The sequence below is a fragment of the Actinoplanes octamycinicus genome (assembly GCF_014205225.1).
Classification (GTDB): Bacteria; Actinomycetota; Actinomycetes; order Mycobacteriales; family Micromonosporaceae; genus Actinoplanes; species Actinoplanes octamycinicus.
In genome coordinates, this window is the sequence record NZ_JACHNB010000001.1 from 9,136,805 (window position 1) to 9,154,708 (window position 17,904).

Here is a 17,904-nt window from a genome sequence, read left to right on the forward strand (position 1 = left end):
GTTGGCTGTTGCGCCCCCATCGGTGTGGACGCACAGCCGGTCTCCCTCTTCCAGCCGGCGGCCCGGAGCAGGGCATCACCAACCCGGCTCAGCAGGTCGAATGAAATAGTCCACCGACTGCCACAGTGCCCGCCAACCCGTTGTAGATCCGCACCGCCTCGGTCGTCTCCGCCACGTGCACCTCGACGCCCCGCTCGCGCAGCAGCTCCAGCGTGGCCGGGTCGACCTGCAGCACCAGGTCCATCCCCCGGGAGAGCACCAGCACGGTGGCCCCGTTGTCCAGCAGCTCCGCGACATCGGCCGGCTGGACACCGGGCTCGTGCCGGGTCCCGGTCTCATTCCAGTCCCAGGGCCGCCCACCGCCCGGCCAGAGCTTGAAGTCCTTGCCCTCCGGCAGCCCCTCGACCGCCATCTTTCCCCACGACACCGCGAGGATCTTCGGCGAATCCGCCATCCTTACCCCTCCCGTTCCGAGACCTCAACGGTCGCCGCACCTTGAAGCGCCTCCGCCAGCCGCGCCGCCGCCGGCGACAGCGGATCGTGCACCCAGGCCAACGTCATCCGTCGCCCTTCCTCCGGACCACCGCGAACCGGCAGCACCCGCACCCCCTCCGGCACCGCGCCGGCCAGCAGCGGTGGAATCGTGGTCAGCCCGCACCCGGCCGCGACCAGGTGCAACTTGGCCAGCCAGTCCCGGGCCACGTGCGCGATCACCGGCCGCTCATCAAGCCCCGGCCACACGCCCATCAGCCGCTCGTTTCCCGAACTCTGCCCAGCGATCCACTCCTGTCCCCGCAGGTCTGCCACGTCCACGAACGCGCCCCCGGCCAGCGGATGCGTCGCCGGCACCGCAACCATCAGGCTGCGATCGGTCAGCACCCGCGTCCGCAACGGCGGCGCCTCGGTATCCGGCGGCCGATGCGGCGGCTCCGTCGCGATCACGGCCAGGTCCAGGCTGCCCGCACGCAGGGCACGGATCAACGCTGGCGTGGACGCTTCGCGGCTGGTGACCGTCACCCCGGGATGCGCACGCCGCAACTCACTCAGCGCACGCGGCACCAAACCGGCCCCGGCACTGGTGAACCACCCGAGCCGCACCCGGCCGCCGGCGCCCGGCAACCCAGCCAGCTCACGCGCCGCCGCGTCGACCTGCTCGGCCACCGCGACCGCACGGCGCAGCACGATCCGCCCCGCGGAAGTAAGCCTCACCCCCTCATGACGCCGCTCCAGAAGATCCGCCCCCACGGCTCGCTCCAGAGCCGCGATCTGCCGGGAGACGGCCGACTGCGTATATCCCAACGCGGTCGCCGCGGCGGTGAAGGTGCCTCGCTCCGCCACCTCCCGGAACACGCGCAACGCTACCAACGACGCATCCGTGATCGCCATGACGATTACTCATACCAGCTATGAGTGAATCTCGTTGGCCGCATCGCCGCGACCGACCTAGCTTGGGCGCATGACTTCACGGATCGCCCTGGTCACCGGGGCTACTCAGGGGCTCGGCACGGCGCTGGTGGCCGGCCTCGCCCAGCGCATGGACGCCACCGACACCGTCTATCTGACCGGCCGCGACGCGGCCCGGGTGGGCGCGGCCGTCGCTTCCCTCCCCGCCTCCCCCGGTGAGGTCCGCGGCGAGGTCCTCGACGTCGCCGACCCGGAGTCGGTCACCCGGCTCGCCACCGAGCTGGAGCGCCGTCACGGCGGGGTCGACATCGTCGTCAACAACGCGGTGATGCGCGTCGGGCCGGATGACGATCCTCGCGCGATCATCGATGACTACGCCCAGGTCAACAACTTCGGGACCACCCGGGTGTTGCGCGCCTTCGCTCCCCTGCTGCGCGACGGCGGCCGGCTGATCGTGGTGGCCAGTTCCCTCGGCACGCTGAGATTCCTGGCTCCGGCACTCCATGACCGGTTCGATGGGCTGTCCTCGCTGGACGCCGTGGACGCCGCCACCGGCGACTGGTGCGATCAGGTCCGCGACGGCCGCGCCCGCGCCGGAGCCTGGCCCGGCTTCGTCAACATCCCGTCCAAGATCGCTCAGGTCGCCGCTGTCCGCGCGCTCGCCGACCAGCGCCGGCAGTCCGACGCTGACCGCGGCATTCTCGTAGCCGCTGTCTGCCCCGGCATGATGAACACTCCGACGTCAGCCCTGTGGTGGGACGTCAGCGACGCCCCTACCCCGGCCCAGGCCGCCGGCCCGTTGCTCTCCTTGGCGTTGGATCCGATCAAGCCTGACCACTACGGCGAGCTGATCCGCGACGGCGCCGTCCTCCCTTGGCGTCCAGCCGCCTGACCAGCATCGCGGCCGCGGTTCGCCACTGCCGTTATCGGCATGTCAGGGCCAGATGCGCGGGGCTGCGAGCTGGTGGTTCCCATATGACAAAGGCAGATGCGCGGGCTGCGAGCGGAGGGTTCCGAGTGACAAGGCGAGATGCGCGGGCTGCCAGCGGGGTTCCGAGCGACAAGGCGAGATGCGGGGCCTGCGAGCGTGGCTATGGGTTCGAGGTCTCCGAGTCGGGGACGTCGAAGCCGAGGGCACGCAGGCGTGCCGAGTCGAGGCCGAGCCCGCGGAGGCGGGTGACGTCCAGGCCCGCCCCCTCCAGGTCCGAGGTGTCGGGACCGGCGACCGCAGGCGCCGCAGCTTCAAGGCATGTGCCGTCGGCCGAGGAGCGTGAGTCGAATGCGAGGGGAGCGCGGTCGAGCGAGGAACGGGAGTCGACACCGACGGAAGTTCCGTCGGCGGGGAGGTGTGACGCAATGCCGAGGAGGTTGAGCACGTGGAGAGCGCGGTGGACGGATCGGTCGGTGGCTTCCGGGGTGATCCAGTCCTGGTGGGTCTCGACGGTGAACAGCTCGTCGCCGACGACGGTCCAGGTGGGGAGTTCGTCGCGGAGTGCGGCCCAGCGCAGTTCGGGGCGGTCGAGGCGGGGCGAGTCACCGACGAAGCGGTACATGCTGCGCAGCGCCATCGCCGGTTCCGGCTGCGGCAGGCGCACCACGACGACGAGGCCATGCGCTTCGCGCTCCCGGACCAGCCCGGCGAAAGCGTTGCCGGTCCAGCGGACCCGTCCCACGATGACCGGAAAGCCGGCCACCTCCCGCGTCCACACCGTCTCGACCGTCACGGCGCCCTGCCGCAGTTGCCCGTCCCACGGCCACTGCCGCCCCTGCGCATCGATCGGGTCCCACCCGGCGGCCTGCACCTCACGCACCATCCGGCGGCGACGACGACGGCGGGCGAGCGACACGCCTGCCGTGGTCGCCACGATCACGACTGCACTCCCGCCCAGGAAGAACGCGGGGTGAAAGGCCGCGATCCAACTCAGCGCCCACCGGATGGCGAACAGAATGGCGAACCCCACGGCGAGCAACACCGTCGGGACCAGACGCGGGATCTTTGCCATCGAAGCCCAGGTTAGAGGGCCACGGCGAGCCGTCCGGGCCGTGGCATCCGGTGAGAATGCGCACGTGAGTGGTCATTTTCACGGCATACGGGTATGCGGAAATGCGCTGTACTAAGCGGATCGACTGGGACGGGAGCAGGCAATGACTCAGGCAAGTCACCGCCAACGCGTGGTCGTGGTGGGGGCCGGTTTCGGTGGGCTCTTCGCGATCAAGGCGCTGCGCAAGGCTCCGGTGGACATCACCCTCATCAACGGTACGGCGTACCACCTCTTCCAGCCGCTGCTCTACCAGGTGGCGACCGGGATCCTGTCCGAGGGCGAGGTCGCTCCGCCGATCCGTGAGGTGCTGCGGCGGCAGAAGAATGTGGACGTTCGCCTGGGCTGGGTGACGGACGTCGACGTCGAGAACAAGGTCGTCTCGGTGAGCGGTCCGGGCATCGACTACACCGTGGAGTACGACACGCTGATCGTGGCGGCCGGTGCCTCGCAGTCGTACTTCGGCAACGACCAGTTCGCCGATCACGCACCCGGCATGAAGAGCATCGACGACGCGCTCGAGCTGCGCGCGCGGATCTTCGGGGCGTTCGAGGTGGCTGACCTGCAGACCGACGCGGAGGCAGCGCAGCGCTGGCTGACCTTCGTGGTGGTCGGCGCCGGGCCGACCGGGACCGAGCTGGCCGGCCAGATCGCCGAGCTGGCCCACCGCAACCTGACGGGGCAGTACAAGCACATCGACCCGAGCAAGGCCCGGATCATCCTGGTCGACGCGATCGGGGCGGTGCTGAACACGTTCGGCGATCACCTCTCCGCGGGTGCGCAGCGCGAGCTGGAGAAACTCGGCGTCGAGGTGAAGCTGAACACCAAGGTGGTCGGCGTGGACTCGACCGGCATCGAGGTGGAGGACGCGAACGGCCGGCACCGCATCCCGTCGGTGACCAAGGTGTGGGCGGCCGGGGTGTCCGCGCCGCCGCTGGCCGCGAAACTGGCCGAGGCGACCGGGGCGAAGACCGACCGGGCCGGACGGGTGTTCGTGGAGCAGGACACCACGCTGCCCGGACACCCGGAGATCTTCGTGCTCGGCGACATGATGAACCTGGCCGGCGACGACGGGAAACCGCTGCCCGGGGTGGCACAGGTGGCCATTCAGAGCGGCCGGCACGCGGCCGACCAGATCAAGCGGCGGCTCGGCGGGAAGGAGACAGGGCAGCCGTTCAAGTACTTCGACAAGGGCAGCCTGGCGACGATCTCCCGGTTCTCCGCGGTGGCCAGCATCGGCAAGCTGCGCCTGTCCGGCTTCCCGGCCTGGGTGGTGTGGGTCGCGGTGCACCTTTTCTACCTGGTTGGCTTCAAGAACCGGGTGACCGCGGTGCTGCACTGGGCGGTGAGCTTCATCGGGCGCGGCCGCTCGGAGCGGGTGGCGACGCAGCAGCAGGCGTTCGCCCGCCGGGCGATCCGGGCCTACGGCGACCCGTTCGCCCGGGAGCGCGCCGAGTCCGGTGACCACGCGGCTCTCGCCGCGGCGGACGCTGGGGCGGCCAGGCCGGCGACGTCGACGACCGCTGCGGAGCAGAAGCAGACCGGCACCGAGCCGCTGGCCCGATCCACCGAGCCCGGGGCCGGCAGCGCGGACGGTTCGGCGACGGCAGCGGCACGGGAGCGGTTGAGCGTGCGGGAGTAACGATGGCCGGCCGAGCAGCGTCGGCGCATGGAAGCGGGCCGCTTGGGCAGGACCGCACATGCGTCGACCTGACGGTCGCCTGATCGTGACGAGGACCACGCCGAACGGCAGGGTCCGCGTGGTTCCGCGCGGGCGAGTCACGGCGCTGGAGCGGCGCGGGCTGGAGCGGTCGCAGCGCGAGGCGGGGCTGCTGCGGCGCGGAACTGGAACGGTCGCGGCGCGGGGTGGGGTTGCTTGGGCTCGGGCTGGGCTGCCTCGGCGCGAGATTGGAACGGTCGCTACGCGGGGCGGTCGCTACGCGGGGCGGTCTCAGCGCGGGGCGGTCTCAGCGCGGGGCGGGGCTGCGTCGACGCGTGGTTTGGGGCGGTCGCGGCGCAGGGAGGGGGCGGTCGCGGCGCACGGCGGGGACGGTCGCAGCGCACGGCGGGAGCGGTCGCAGCGCACGGCGGGAGCGGTCGCAGCGCACGGCGGGAGCGGTCGCAGCGCACGGCGGGAGCGGTCGCAGCGCACGGCGGGAGCGGTCGCAGCGCGGGGCGGGGGCTGGATCGGGTGAGGGGGCTTGGCGGGACGTGGAGGGGTGGGCGATGCGGTGGGTTTGAGCTGGCGGGAGGTTGGGGGCTGTCGGCCGGTTGGATGACGGGGAGGGCCGTTGTGATGGGGATTGTTCGTCGGGTGTCTTGAAGCTGACCGTCGACCGGCGGTAACCCGGGGTTCGATCACCAGGTAGCGTGTACCGGCCCCGCCCCGACGGAGTGATGGCGCTGATCGGCGCTGGTTCTGTGGGGCGACGGCGGAAATGCCTGATGAAACGCCCAGGAGAAGAGGCCCCGATTGATGCCGGTCACCGCCGCGACCGTTCTTGCTTCTCGGCAGCCGGCGTTGGCTCCGGTCTTCGGGACCTTGACCCTGTTCACCGGGCGGATGGGGTCGGGCAAGAGCACGCTGGCGCTGCAGAACGCGTTCAACCGGCGGCAGGCCGGGCGGCCGGGCGTGCTGCTGACCAGTCAGGACCGGGCCGGTGAGGGGATCATGTCGTCCCGGCTCGGGGTGACCGCGGACGCCGTCGAGGTGCACGCGGAGATGGACCTGGCGTCGCTGGTGACCGAGACCGTGCCGGCCGGCGGGTTCGTGATCGTGGACGAGGCGCAGTTCCTCAGTCCGGCTCAGGTGGAGCAGCTGGCCTGGGCGGCAGACGAGCTCGGCGTGGACATCGACTGTTATGCGATCACCACGGATTTCCTGTCCCGGCTGTTCCCGGGGGCGCAGCGGCTGGTCGAGCTGTCCGACGTGATCGTCCCGTTGCAGGTCGAGGTGACCTGCTGGTGCGGGCGCCCGGGGCGGCAGAACGCTCGGATCGTGGACGGCCAGGTCGCCCGGATCGGCGAACAGGTCGCGGTCGGCGACACCACCCAGACGTCCGCGGTCTCCTACCGCGTCCTGTGCCGCCGCCACTGGCGCAACGGCGAACCCGGCCCCGCCTGACAATTCGGATATGTCCGCCACGGCAGAGCCAGTGGCCGCTTGACCGGAGACGCATACCCGGAAGACACGAACCCGAGAAGCGCGAATCGGGAAGGGCCGGACCCGGCGGACGCGACCCGGGAAAGGCCAGACCCGGCGGACGCGACCCGGGAAGAACCGGACCCGGCGGACGCGACCCGGGAAAAGCCAGACCCGGGGAACGCGACCCGGGAAAAGCCAGACCCGGGGAACGCGCGCCCGGGAGACGCAAACCCGGAGAGGGCGGACCCGGGAGTTGCTAGCGGAGCGTTTCGGGGGTCAGCATTTTCCGGTGCCCCACCAGCGGCAAGCTACCGTCCACATGTCCGAGGTCTGCAGGCGCACCTCGCCGCCTCGGTCGTCGAGGACGGCGCGGCCGCCGGCGAACGGCACCGTCATCGACTCGCCCGGCGCCAGCACCGTGCTCTCCTCGAACCGGTGCTGGTAGCGGCTCACCACCGCGTGCCCCTGCAGGTCGACCGGCCGGTCGCTGACGTTGACGACCTCGATCCGTTCCACGCCGCCGTACTTCACCTTCAGCGACACCTTGCCGGCCAGCGGGCTGCCGCAGCCGACCCGGCACGGGTAGACGAACGACTGCCGCAGATCGCCCTGCGGGTCGAACAGGTAGGCGCCGTCCCCGACCGAGTGCCCGAGCGGATCCACGTTCGTGAAGATCGGCGCGGTCAGCCCCCAGTACCGGTCCGTGGCGGTGTCCACCCCCTTGCCCACATGCACGTACACCGCGCCGCCGGCCGGCACCACGGTCCCCGCCGCGAACGTGTACCGCCGCAGCCCCGAGTCGCGCACCCACCAGCCGCCGATGCCGACCGGTGACGACCCGCCGTTGCCGATCCGGATCCACTCGCCGTTCAGGTTGGTGCCGTCGTCGCCGTCCGCGTCGCTGTTCGCCCAGACGGTCAGGCGCGCGCCGGCGGCCGGCCCGGCCCCGCAGTAGTCCTCGTCCCACATCAGGTTCTTCTCGCCGGACGCCTGCGCCTCGGCCAGCTCGTAGGCCGAGTCCCAGGCCCACTCCCCGGCGAACGGCAGCCACAGCGCGTAGCCGTGACGGATCAGGTCGACGCCGATGTCCCGCCACTTCCCATTGATCTTGACCGAGAGGGATCGCAACGGACGGTTACGACTCTGGCTGCCCGGCCGCTGCGCGGTCATCCGCACCACACCCTTGCCCGCCTTGACCAGCTGCTCGACCCGCGCGGTCGCCTCCAGGGCGTGGCAGTCGCCGCGCCGCTTGGCCGGTTGCGGCGAGTAGGCGTGCTGCTCCATCGCCTGCACCCCGATCAGCCGGATCGACCGCGGCGTCGGCGTGCCGTCCCCGTTGACGTCCACCAGCAGCGTGTCCCCGTCGGCCACCCAGGCCACCTTGCCGGTCCAGACGGTGCAGCGCGGACTGCCGGCGACCGGGCGGCAGGCGGCCGACGCGGCAACCGCCGGGGCGGGCAGACCGGCCACGGTCAGGGCGGCGGCAGCGGTCACGGAGGTGGCCAGCGAGGCGAGTCGGCGCAGCATGCCCCCACGATCGGGGCGAGTCGGTTGCGGTTCGAGTCTTCCCCGGCTGCGGCCCGGTTGCGGTCCGCGTGAGGGGCACGGTGTGCGGCAGGCCACACCCCGATTCGGGTACGCCGGGCGCGCTTCCGCCGTACCCAAAACCGCTCTGACCCGGACCAATCGCCTCCCGCAACAAAGCGTTTAAACCTATAAACCCGATAGGCAATGTATATTCATCTCGCCTGTCATCCCGTGGACACGCATCGTCACCCCCGCCGGGATTCGCAAAGGGAAGAGCACATGACAAGTCCGATCCTGAACCGCCGCACGCTGCTCGGAGGACTCCTCGGAGTGACCGCGCTCGGCCTGACCGGATGTGCCGGCGACGATGCCGCCTCCGCTAGCCTGTCCGCCGCCGACCCGCTGCCCACCACGGTCGACCCGGCCACCCAGCTGATCATCTCGATCCACACCTCGCAGGTCGGGCTGACCGCGTCCGGTGAGATCGCCAAGCTTCCGTTCAAGGTCAAGGACTGGCCGAACATCTCGGCCGGTCCGGATGTCATCCAGGGCTTCCGCGCCAAGGCGATCGACCTGGCGAACAACGCCGGCATCCCGCCGATCCAGGCCGCCGCGATCAATGTGGACGCGAAGATCGTGGCGGTGCAGACCGTGCACAAGCCGCAGTACACCTTCGTCACGTCGCCGGGCAACCCGGTCAAGGGCATCACCGACCTGCGCGGCAAGAAGATCGCCTTCTCCCAGGGCCAGGCGCAGGGGCTGGTGGTCCTGCGCACGCTCAAGGAGCAGGGACTGTCCCCCAAGGACGTGCAGCTGATCGCGCTGCCGAGCACCAAGTTCCTGGTCGCCCTGCAGAGCAAGCAGGTCGACATCGCGCCGCTCTACGAACCGGCCATCACCAAGTACCTCGCCGAGTACGGCAAGGACGGCGCCACCCAGTTCCCGATGACCGCGGTCGACTACCTGAGCGTGCTGTGGGCGCCGTCCGAGGTGCTGGCCGACTCCGCCAAGGTCGCCGCGATCCGCTCGTTCATCCCGTTCTGGGCCAAGGACCAGATCTGGCGCTGGGAGAACCCGGACAAGTGGCTGGACGCCTACTACGTCAAGGACCAGCAGGTGTCCGCCGCGGACGCCAAGCGGATCGGCACCACCCTGCAGCAGCCGTACTTCCCGAAGAGCTGGGACAAGGCGCTGGCCTGGGAGAAGGAGTCCGCCGACCTGCTCGTCGAGGGCGGCTTCATCAAGAAGATCGACCCAGAGAAGCTGTTCGACCGGCGCTTCGAGGGCATCGCCTCCGCCGCCGTTCCCGCCAAGTACCAGGAGTGACCATGGCTACCGAGACCCTCTCCGTCGCCACCCGCCCCCGCGTCACCGCGACCCAGCCGCGCCGCAAGCGGCGCCGGGTGGGACCGGGCAAGCCCATTCCGTACGGTCGCGCGCTCGGCCCGGTGCTGCTCCTGGCGCTCTGGGCGCTCGCCTCGGCGACCGGTGTGCTGGACCCACGCAAGCTCTCCGCGCCGTGGACGGTGGCCAGCACCACGATCGACCTGATCCAGGCCGGCACGCTGCAGGACCACATCCTGGCCTCGCTGCAGCGCGCGGTCTTCGGCTTCGCGATCGGCGCCGTCGCCGGCCTGGCCCTGGCCCTGCTGGCCGGGACCAGCCGGATCGGCGAGGCGCTGATCGACGGTCCGATGCGGATCAAGCTGGCGATCCCCACGATCGGTCTGATCCCGCTGCTCATCCTCTGGCTGGGGATCAACGAGGGCTTCAAGATCACCATCATCGCGGTGGCCGTCGCGGTCTACATGTACGTGCAGGTCCACGCCGGACTCACCGGCATCGACCAGCGGTACGTCGAGCTGGCCCAGGTGCAGAACTACTCCCGCTGGGAGTTCGTCCGGCACGTGGTCTTCCCCGGCGCGCTGCCCGGCGTCTTCGTCGGCCTGCGCCTGTCGGTGACCGCCTCCTGGCTGATCCTGATCACCGTCGAGCAGATCAACGCGCTCTCCGGCATCGGCTACATGATGACCCAGGCCCAGGAGTACGCGCAGACCGACATCATCATCGTCGGCCTGGTGATCTACGGCATCTTCGGGTTCGCCTCGGACGCCCTGGTCCGCATCGCTGAACGGAGGGTGCTGGGATGGCGCCGCACGTTGACCAACTGACCCACGGCGTCCGGATCTCCGGACTGACCCGCCGCTTCGGCGAGAAAACCGTACTCGACGGCATCGACCTGGACATCGCTCCGGGCGAGTTCGTCGCGCTGCTCGGACGCAGCGGCTCCGGGAAGAGCACCCTGCTCCGGGCGCTGGCCGGCCTGGACCACGATGTGGCCGGGACCGGCGACCTGGAGATCCCGGACCGGGTCTCGGTGGTCTTCCAGGACTCCCGGCTGCTGCCCTGGCGCCGGGTGCTGGACAACGTGATCCTGGCGCTGCGGGTGCCGGACGCCCGGCAGAAGGGCGTCGACGCGCTCGCCGAGGTCGGCCTGGCCGGCCGGGAGAAGGCCTGGCCGAACCAGCTCTCCGGCGGCGAGCAGCAGCGGGTGGCGCTGGCCCGGTCGCTGGTCGGCGAGCCGGAGCTGCTGCTGGCCGACGAACCGTTCGGCGCGCTGGACGCGCTGACCCGGATCAAGATGCACGGCCTGCTGCGCGCGCTGTGCAAGCGCCACCAGCCGGCGGTGCTGCTGGTCACCCACGACGTGGACGAGGCCGTGCAGCTCGCCGACCGGATCGTGGTGCTGGACAAGGGCCACATCGCGGTGGACATCCGGCCCGGCCTGCCGGAGACCCGCAAGGCGAGCGACCCCGGATTCCAGGAGGTCCGCGAGTTGCTGCTCCGCGCGCTGGGGGTGGTCGAGGCATGACCGCCTGCACCGAGCGGCAGCCACCGCAAGCTGCCCGGCAACGTCGCAGGCGAGGGCCAGAAGGGCATGCCAAGGAGGGCACAGCATGAGCCGGCAGCTGCATTTGAACGCGTTTCTGATGACGGTCGGGCACCACGAGGCGGCCTGGCGGCTCCCGGAGAGCGACCCGTTCGCGCACCTGAGCATCAAGCACTACATCCGGCTGGCCCAGATCGCCGAGCGGGGCAGACTCGACTCGCTGTTCCTGGCCGACAGCCCGGTGCTGTGGAGCAACATCGGTCGCCGCCCGTCCGGCGGCCTGGAGCCGACCGTGCTGCTCACCGCGCTGGCCACCGCCACCGAGCACATCGGCCTGATCGCCACCGCGTCGACCAGCTACAACGAGCCGTACAACCTGGCCCGCCGGTTCGCCTCGCTGGACCACGTGAGCGAGGGCCGGGCCGGGTGGAACGTGGTCACCACCGCCGGTCCGGACGCGGCCCGCAACTTCAACCTGGACGACCAGCCGGCGCACGCCGACCGGTACCGGCGGGCGGCCGAGTTCATCGAGGTGTCCCGCAAGCTCTGGGACAGCTGGGAGGACGACGCCGCGCTCGGCGACAAGGCGACCGGCGTCTGGGGCGACGACGCGAAGATCCACCCGGCCGGGCACGCCGGCGAGTTCTTCCAGGTGGCCGGCGCGCTGAACGTGCCACGCCCGCCGCAGGGTCATCCGCTGCTGGTGCAGGCCGGCTCCTCGGAGGACGGCAAGGAGCTGGCCGCGAAGTACGCCGACGCGGTCTTCACCGCCCAGCAGACCCTCGAGGACGCGCAGGCGTTCTACGGCGACCTCAAGCGCCGCACGCTGGCCGAGGGCCGCGACCCGGACACCATCAAGATCCTGCCCGGGATCGTACCGGCGATCGGTTCCACCGAGGCCGAGGCGCTGGCTCTGGAGGAGGAGCTGGACCGGCTGATCAAGCCGGAGTACGCGCTCAAGCAGCTCGCCACCACGCTCCACCTGGACCCGTCCGACCTGCACCTGGACCGGCAGCTGCCGGACGACCTGCCGGACGAGGACCAGATCGAGGCGGCGAAGAGCCGGTACACGCTGATCGTCGAGCTGGCCCGGCGGGAGAAGCTCACCGTGCGGCAGCTGATCGGCCGGCTCGGCGGCGGGCGCGGGCACCGCACCTTCGCCGGGACGCCGGAGCAGGTGGCCGACGCCATCCAGCACTGGTTCGACAACGGCGCCGCCGACGGCTTCAACATCATGGCGCCGGTGCTGCCGTCCGGGCTGGAGCTCTTCGTCGAGCACGTGGTGCCGATCCTGCAGCGGCGCGGCCTGTTCCGCACCGAGTACACCACCCGCACCCTGCGGGAGCACTACGGCCTGCCACGTCCCGCGGTGACGCTGGCCCAGGCCTGAGAGCGAAAACCCCGGTCCTCCCCGGCCGGGGTTTTTCTCCGCCCAGATCGTTAGCTAGGCTAAGCACCACCAGCCGTAAGGAGCGCCGCTTGCCGTCCTCCCCCCGCCGCGCACCCCGGGCCGGCATCGACCCGGACCCCACCAAGACCTGGTTGCGCCGCGCCTGGCCGCTGCTCCGAGCGCATCGCGCCATGCTGATCGTCTCGTTGGCGCTCTCCTTCGCCGGCCTGATCGTCCAGGTGCAGATCCCCGACCTGGTCCGGATCGGCATCGACAACGCCCTGGTCGAGCGCACCGCGAGCCTGACCCGGTACGTCCTGCTGATCGCCGTCCTGGCCCTGGTCCAGGGCGTGATCAACTATCTGGCCCGGCTCTACCTGCTGCGCACCGCCTACGAGCTGGAGTACGACCTGCGCACCGTGGTCTTCGGCCACCTGATGCGGATGTCCTACGACTTCTACGACCGGGTCCAGTCCGGTGAGCTGATGTCCCGGGCCACCTCGGACATCCGGGCCGTGCAGATGTACCTGACCTTCGGCCCGTCGATCCTGGTCCAGTGCACCATCGCCGGGATCGCGTTCGCGTTGATGGTCTCGGTCAACCCGGTCCTGGCCGTGGTGGCGATGCTGACCATGCCGGCCATCGCGGTGCTCGGCGTCCGGATGCGCAAGGCGATCTTCCCGGTCTCCTGGCTGATCCAGGCCCGGCTGGCCGGGGTGGCGACCGTGGTCGACGAGAACATCCAGGGTGTCCGGATCGTCAAGGCGTTCGCGGCCGAGCAGCGGCAGATCGACACCCTGGCCGGCGCGGCGGATCGGGTGCGGTGGGCGTACACCACCGACGCGCGGCTGCGCAGCCGGTGGATCCCGGTGATGGACAACCTGCCCCGGCTCGGGCTGGCGCTGGTGCTGCTGGTCGGCGGGCTGATGGTGCTCGACGGGCGAGCCACGGTGGGGACGGTGGTGGCGTTCAACTCGTACGTGCTGATGCTGCAGCCACCGTTCCGGATGCTCGGGATGATCATCATGATGGGTCAGCGGGCGGCGGCATCCGCGCAACGCATCTACGACATCCTCGATACAAAAACCGAAATAACCGACAAGGAGGAAACTGCGACTCCGGCCTCGCGCGGCGAGTTGGAGCTGCGCGATGTCCGCTTCGACTACCCCGACGGTACGACCGCGCTCGACGGCCTCGACCTGCACATCCGCCCCGGCGAGACGGTGGCCCTGGTCGGCGCCACCGGCTCCGGCAAGTCCACCATCGGCCGGCTGGCCGCCCGCTTCTACGACGTCACCGGCGGCCAGGTGCTGCTCGACGGCGTCGACGTCCGCGACTACCCGCTGGCGACCCTGCGCGACCGGGTCGGCATCGTCCCCGACGAGCCGTTCCTGTTCTCCGTCTCGCTGCACGACAACATCGCCTTCGGCCGCCCGGCCGCCAGCCGCGAGCAGGTGGTCGCCGCGGCGGTCGCGGCCGGCGCCGACGGGTTCATCCGGGAGCTGCCGAACGGCTACGACACGGTCGTCGGCGAGCGCGGGTACACCCTCTCCGGCGGTCAGCGGCAGCGCGTCGCGATCGCCCGGGCGCTGCTGGTCAACCCGCCGGTGCTGATCCTGGACGACGCGACCAGCGCGGTCGACGTCCGGGTCGAGCACGAGATCCACGAGTCGCTGCGCGGCCTGATGACCGGCCGTACCACGATCATGGTGGCGCACCGGCTGGCCACCATCGGCCTCGCCGACCGGGTGGTGCTGATCGACGGCGGCCGGGTGGTCGCCGACGGCACGCACGCCGGTCTGCTGGCCACCGAACCCCGTTACGCCCGGGTGCTGGCGAAGGAGCCCGTCGCATGAGCATGTTCGGAGGTGGCTTCGGTGGGCCGGGTGGCGCGATGCCCGGCGGGTTCAGCGGCGCGAGCCGGCGCGACCGGCAGAGCGGCACCCCGTTCGCCGGCATCCCCGCCGAGCTGGCCGCCGGCGTGGCCCGCCTGGAGTCCGCCGAGCCGCCGCACGACCCCCCGCACGAGCCGTTCCACCAGCAGCCCGAGGACCGGCGGCTCACCCTCTGGTCGCTGCTGATCAACCGGCCCGGCGTGCTGGCGGCCGCGGCGGTCGCGGTCCTCGCCGAGGCGCTGCTGCTGCAGGCCGGGCCGCTGCTCGTGCAGATCGGCATCGACCACGGCATCGTCGCCCGGGACGTCGCGGTGCTGGTCACCGCCGCGGTCGCCTTCCTGGCCGCGGTCGGCCTCACCGCGGTCGCCTCCGGGGTGCGGATCCGGCAGAGCGGCCGGCTGGCCGCCTACGTCACCCGGGACCTGCGGGTCCGGGTCTTCAGCCACCTGCAACGGCTCAGCCTGGACTTCTACACCCGGGAGAAGGCCGGGGTCACGATGACCCGGATGACCTCCGACGTGGAGGCGCTGCAGCAGCTGCTGCAGGAGGGCTTCGCCCAGTTCCTGATCCAGGGGCTGACCATGGTGGTGGTCACCGCGGTGCTGGTGCACTACGACGCGGAGCTGGCCGCGATCACGTTGCTGCTGGTGGTGCCGGCCCTGGCGGCGCTGTCGATCTGGTTCCGGCGGGCCGCCGACCACGGCTACCACCGGCAGCGGGACGCCATCGCCGCGCTCTTCTCGCACCTCTCCGAGAGCCTCTACGGCGTCCGCGTGATCACCGCGCACAACCAGCAGCGGCGCAGCGTGACCGACCATCGCGAGGTGGTCGGCCGGTACCGCGACGCGAACGACCACACCGGACGGATCAACGCGATCTACGGCCCGGGCAGCTCGGTGATCGGCCTGCTCGGGCTGGCCGCGCTGCTGCTGATCGGCGGCCGGATGGTGCTGCGCGGCGAGCTGACCATCGGCGAGCTGACCGCCTTCGTGCTCTACCTGAACGCGTTCTTCCAGCCGGTCCAGCAGCTGGTCCAGCTCTACACCAACTACCAGCAGGCCCGGGCGGCGCTCGGCAAACTGCGCGGGCTGCTCGGGACGGCTCCCGGCGTACCGGAAAGGGTTGATGCCGCCATCCTGCCGCTGGCCAGCGGCGGCATCGAGTTGCGCGAGGTCTCCTTCGGGTACGACCCGGAACGCCCGGTGCTGCGCGACGTCACGCTGCGCATCGAGCCCGGCGAGACCGTCGCGTGCGTGGGACCGACCGGCGCCGGCAAGTCGACGCTGGCCAAGCTGGTCGCCCGGCTCTACGACCCGGACCGGGGCGCGGTCCTGATCGACGGGCACGACCTGCGCGACGTGACGCTGGACTCGCTGCACCGCCAGGTGGGCGTGGTCCCGCAGGAGCCGTTCCTGTTCGCCGGGACGCTGCGCGACAACATCGCCTTCGCCCGCCCGGACGCGTCCCCGGCGGAGATCGACGCCGCGGTGGACGCGGTCGGCCTGCGCGATCTGGTCGACCGCTCCCCCGACGGCCTGGACACCATCCTGCACGAGCGCGGCCAGTCGGTCTCCTCCGGCGAACGCCAGCTGATCGCGCTGGCCCGGGTCTTCGTCGCGGCCCCGCGCGTGGTCGTTCTGGACGAGGCCACGTCCAGCCTGGACCTGCGCTCCGAGCTGCGCGTGGAGGCCGCCGTCCAGCGTCTGCTGGAGGGCCGCACCGCGATCCTGGTCGCGCACCGGCTCTCCACCGCGCGCCGCGCCGACCGGGTGATCGTGGTCGGCGACGGCGGCATCCTGGAGTCCGGCACCCACGACGAGCTGGTCGCGGCCGGCGGCCGCTACGCGAGCATGTATGCCACCTGGGAATCACACGCGGCGCGCGGTTAGCTCAACCCCGGTTTGCGGTACGCCCGACGCCCGGTCCCGTGGCGGTCAGGCGACTCTCGGGTGCACCCGGCAATTGGTGTGCAGGTAGCGGGAGTGGTCGTAGACGGCGACCGTCTGCGGGTCCTCCAGCGGGGTGGCCGGGGGCATCAGGAAGTGGGTCCTGCTGATCGGGAGCAGGTCGTAGGTGACCCGGTCGGGACGGCCGAGGATCCGCGCCTGCATCGGGTCGACGGCCTGGATCACCTGGAGGCGGTCGCCGGTGGCGACCACCTCGTAGCTGATTCCGGGGCGGGCGAAGACGCCGACGTAATCGGCGGGGTCCAGGGCGAGAGTGGGGTCGGGTTCCGGCAGTTCCGGGATGGTGGGCCGGTCGAGGCGGGTGAGGATCTCGTTGAAGACTCGCTTGTAGAACGACTCGCGCGGGCCGCCGTTGGTGAGCATCGCGATGGCCAGATCCGCCTCCGGCAGCAGTCGCAGGCGGGCGTTCTGGCCGATCGTGCTGCCGTCGCTGGCATAGACGGTCTCGCCGTGCCAGTCGCAGACGATCAGGCCGAGCGCCCAGGCCGGGCCGAACAGGTAGGGGTCCGGCACCGGCACCCGCGACCGGCCCATCCGGTGGACCGGCCCGTCGAGCAGGAAGCGCGCCGTCGTCAGCACGTCGCCGATGGTCGAGCTGATGCCGCCGCCGGGGCCGTAGCACCGGGGCAGCCGGTCCACCGGCGTGCGGACCGGGCCCGGCAGGTGACCTTTCGCGATCGGCCCGCGGCCGGCGTCGGCCGGGCGGCTGGTGGTGGCGGTCAGCCCGAGCGGGCCGAGGAGCCGGTCGGCCAGGACGTCGTCCCAGCGCTTGCCGTCGAGCACCTCCAGGATCCGGGCGAGGATCGCGTAGCCGAGCGCGGCGCTGTACCCGTGCGTGTGGCCGAGCGGATGCACCTGGCGGGCGCCGGCGATCCCGGCCACCATCCGCTCGTGGACGTCGTCGCCCTCGCCCGGGTCGCCGAAGTCCTCCTCGATGCCGCTGGTGTGCTGCAGCAGGTGACGCGGCGTGACCCGGGCGCTCACCTCCGGGTCGGCGACCCGGAACCCGGGCAGCCAGGTGCGCACCGGCTCGTCCAGCGAGGCCCGGCCCTCGTCGACCGACTGCAGGAAGGCCAGCGCGGTCCAGGTCTTGGTCATCGAACCGACCTGGTAGACGGTGCTCGTGGTGGCCGGTTCGCCGGTCGCGACGTCGGTGACGCCGACGGCGACCGTGGCGGTCTCGCCGCCCCGGAGGACGCCGAGCACCGCGCTCGGGATCCGGTACTCGGCGAGCAACTCGCCGACCCGCTCCGGGACGCCGGTCAGATCGATCGCCACCGGCGTCAGCCGGCCAGGCCGACCGCGTTGGCGGTGTCGGCCTCGTAGAACTCGGTGGTGGCGAACGGGCCGGTGTACTCGGAGAAGAACGCCCGGGCCGCGTCGATCGAGTCGTGGCTGATGATGTTCACCGCCTTGGCGCCGTCGGTGCTGGCCACCGCCAGCGTCCAGCGGCTGTCGTGCGGGAGCCGGCCGTGCGCCCGCTTGAGCCCGGCCCAGAACGCCCGCTCGTCGGTGATCGTGGAAACCGCCATCACGTAGGTCTTGTCCATAGCCGGAAACTATGTTGCATTCAGAATATCGTCAATAATGGCTAGGCACATTGACGTGCTGAAACGGCAATCGTTGCAATGGGAATGCCGGTTAATG

General features: G+C 71.1%; 15 protein-coding genes. 9 read left to right on the forward strand and 6 right to left on the reverse strand.

From position 1 onward, the window contains the following. Window positions 1-88: 88 nt before the first annotated feature. A complete protein-coding gene (locus BJY16_RS41305; protein WP_185044998.1) occupies window positions 89-454 on the reverse strand; it encodes an Mth938-like domain-containing protein in 366 nt (121 codons plus the stop codon). Between the two features lie 2 nt (window positions 455-456). Beyond that, the gene (locus BJY16_RS41310) at window positions 457-1,386 is read right to left on the reverse strand and encodes a LysR family transcriptional regulator (RefSeq protein ID WP_185044999.1); all 930 of its coding nucleotides are present in this window, start codon (window positions 1,384-1,386) and stop codon (window positions 457-459) included. Between the two features lie 70 nt (window positions 1,387-1,456). Between BJY16_RS41310 and BJY16_RS41315 the strand changes: the two genes are divergently transcribed. Further along, on the forward strand, window positions 1,457-2,296 hold the full coding sequence (locus BJY16_RS41315; RefSeq protein ID WP_185045001.1) for an SDR family NAD(P)-dependent oxidoreductase: 840 nt from the start codon (window positions 1,457-1,459) through the stop codon (window positions 2,294-2,296). A 199-nt stretch (window positions 2,297-2,495) separates the two neighbouring features. Here the strand turns inward: BJY16_RS41315 and BJY16_RS41320 are convergent, their stop codons facing one another. Beyond that, the gene (locus BJY16_RS41320; protein WP_185045003.1) at window positions 2,496-3,407 is read right to left on the reverse strand and encodes a hypothetical protein; all 912 of its coding nucleotides are present in this window, start codon (window positions 3,405-3,407) and stop codon (window positions 2,496-2,498) included. A 142-nt stretch (window positions 3,408-3,549) separates the two neighbouring features. Here BJY16_RS41320 and BJY16_RS41325 point away from each other — a divergent pair, with 142 nt between their 5' ends. Both BJY16_RS41325 and BJY16_RS41330 read left to right on the forward strand, forming a co-directional pair. Continuing rightward, entirely contained in the window at window positions 3,550-5,085 is a 1,536-nt protein-coding gene (locus tag BJY16_RS41325; RefSeq protein ID WP_239176629.1) for an NAD(P)/FAD-dependent oxidoreductase, read from the forward strand. Window positions 5,086-5,919: 834 nt separating this feature from the next. Further along, entirely contained in the window at window positions 5,920-6,567 is a 648-nt protein-coding gene (locus tag BJY16_RS41330) for a thymidine kinase (RefSeq protein ID WP_185045005.1), read from the forward strand. 297 nt (window positions 6,568-6,864) lie between these two features. On the opposite strand, the gene BJY16_RS41335 is transcribed toward BJY16_RS41330, so the two are convergent. Then, window positions 6,865-8,115: a lamin tail domain-containing protein gene (locus BJY16_RS41335; protein ID WP_185045006.1), complete on the reverse strand. Its 1,251-nt coding sequence runs from the start codon at window positions 8,113-8,115 to the stop codon at window positions 6,865-6,867. A 279-nt stretch (window positions 8,116-8,394) separates the two neighbouring features. On the opposite strand from BJY16_RS41335, the gene BJY16_RS41340 reads away from it, so the two are divergent. The 6 genes from BJY16_RS41340 (at window position 8,395) to BJY16_RS41365 (ending at window position 16,179) form a co-directional block, all read left to right on the forward strand. Further along, a complete protein-coding gene (locus BJY16_RS41340) occupies window positions 8,395-9,441 on the forward strand; it encodes an ABC transporter substrate-binding protein (RefSeq protein ID WP_185045007.1) in 1,047 nt (348 codons plus the stop codon). 2 nt (window positions 9,442-9,443) lie between these two features. Then, complete coding sequence (locus BJY16_RS41345) at window positions 9,444-10,286, forward strand: ABC transporter permease (RefSeq protein WP_185045008.1); 843 nt, start codon at window positions 9,444-9,446, stop codon at window positions 10,284-10,286. Further along, window positions 10,262-10,987 (forward strand): ABC transporter ATP-binding protein, encoded by a 726-nt coding sequence (locus tag BJY16_RS41350; protein ID WP_185045009.1) that lies wholly within the window; start codon window positions 10,262-10,264, stop codon window positions 10,985-10,987. The genes BJY16_RS41345 and BJY16_RS41350 overlap by 25 nt, the downstream gene beginning before the upstream one ends. Window positions 10,988-11,072: 85 nt before the next feature. Beyond that, window positions 11,073-12,395, forward strand: coding sequence for an LLM class flavin-dependent oxidoreductase (locus BJY16_RS41355; RefSeq protein WP_185045010.1), 1,323 nt, complete (start codon window positions 11,073-11,075; stop codon window positions 12,393-12,395). 89 nt (window positions 12,396-12,484) lie between these two features. Continuing rightward, on the forward strand, window positions 12,485-14,251 hold the full coding sequence (locus BJY16_RS41360; protein ID WP_185045012.1) for an ABC transporter ATP-binding protein: 1,767 nt from the start codon (window positions 12,485-12,487) through the stop codon (window positions 14,249-14,251). Next, window positions 14,248-16,179: an ABC transporter ATP-binding protein gene (locus BJY16_RS41365; protein ID WP_185045014.1), complete on the forward strand. Its 1,932-nt coding sequence runs from the start codon at window positions 14,248-14,250 to the stop codon at window positions 16,177-16,179. Before BJY16_RS41360 ends, BJY16_RS41365 begins: the two co-directional genes overlap by 4 nt. A gap of 45 nt (window positions 16,180-16,224) precedes the next feature. Here the strand turns inward: BJY16_RS41365 and BJY16_RS41370 are convergent, their stop codons facing one another. Further along, entirely contained in the window at window positions 16,225-17,535 is a 1,311-nt protein-coding gene (locus BJY16_RS41370; protein ID WP_185045016.1) for a serine hydrolase domain-containing protein, read from the reverse strand. A 5-nt stretch (window positions 17,536-17,540) separates the two neighbouring features. Further along, window positions 17,541-17,807 (reverse strand): hypothetical protein, encoded by a 267-nt coding sequence (locus tag BJY16_RS41375; RefSeq protein ID WP_185045017.1) that lies wholly within the window; start codon window positions 17,805-17,807, stop codon window positions 17,541-17,543. Window positions 17,808-17,904 lie beyond the last annotated feature (97 nt).

Coding starts and splice junctions, on each gene's coding strand:
- BJY16_RS41335 (WP_185045006.1), bottom strand. CDS start 8,115: ATGCTGCGCCGACTCGCCTCGCTGGCCACCTCCGTGACCGCTGCCGCC.
- BJY16_RS41310 (WP_185044999.1), bottom strand. CDS start 1,386: ATGGCGATCACGGATGCGTCGTTGGTAGCGTTGCGCGTGTTCCGGGAG.
- BJY16_RS41365 (WP_185045014.1), top strand. CDS start 14,248: ATGAGCATGTTCGGAGGTGGCTTCGGTGGGCCGGGTGGCGCGATGCCC.
- BJY16_RS41350 (WP_185045009.1), top strand. CDS start 10,262: ATGGCGCCGCACGTTGACCAACTGACCCACGGCGTCCGGATCTCCGGA.
- BJY16_RS41375 (WP_185045017.1), bottom strand. CDS start 17,807: ATGGACAAGACCTACGTGATGGCGGTTTCCACGATCACCGACGAGCGG.
- BJY16_RS41305 (WP_185044998.1), bottom strand. CDS start 454: ATGGCGGATTCGCCGAAGATCCTCGCGGTGTCGTGGGGAAAGATGGCG.
- BJY16_RS41330 (WP_185045005.1), top strand. CDS start 5,920: ATGCCGGTCACCGCCGCGACCGTTCTTGCTTCTCGGCAGCCGGCGTTG.
- BJY16_RS41315 (WP_185045001.1), top strand. CDS start 1,457: ATGACTTCACGGATCGCCCTGGTCACCGGGGCTACTCAGGGGCTCGGC.
- BJY16_RS41355 (WP_185045010.1), top strand. CDS start 11,073: ATGAGCCGGCAGCTGCATTTGAACGCGTTTCTGATGACGGTCGGGCAC.
- BJY16_RS41340 (WP_185045007.1), top strand. CDS start 8,395: ATGACAAGTCCGATCCTGAACCGCCGCACGCTGCTCGGAGGACTCCTC.
- BJY16_RS41320 (WP_185045003.1), bottom strand. CDS start 3,407: ATGGCAAAGATCCCGCGTCTGGTCCCGACGGTGTTGCTCGCCGTGGGG.
- BJY16_RS41325 (WP_239176629.1), top strand. CDS start 3,550: ATGACTCAGGCAAGTCACCGCCAACGCGTGGTCGTGGTGGGGGCCGGT.
- BJY16_RS41345 (WP_185045008.1), top strand. CDS start 9,444: ATGGCTACCGAGACCCTCTCCGTCGCCACCCGCCCCCGCGTCACCGCG.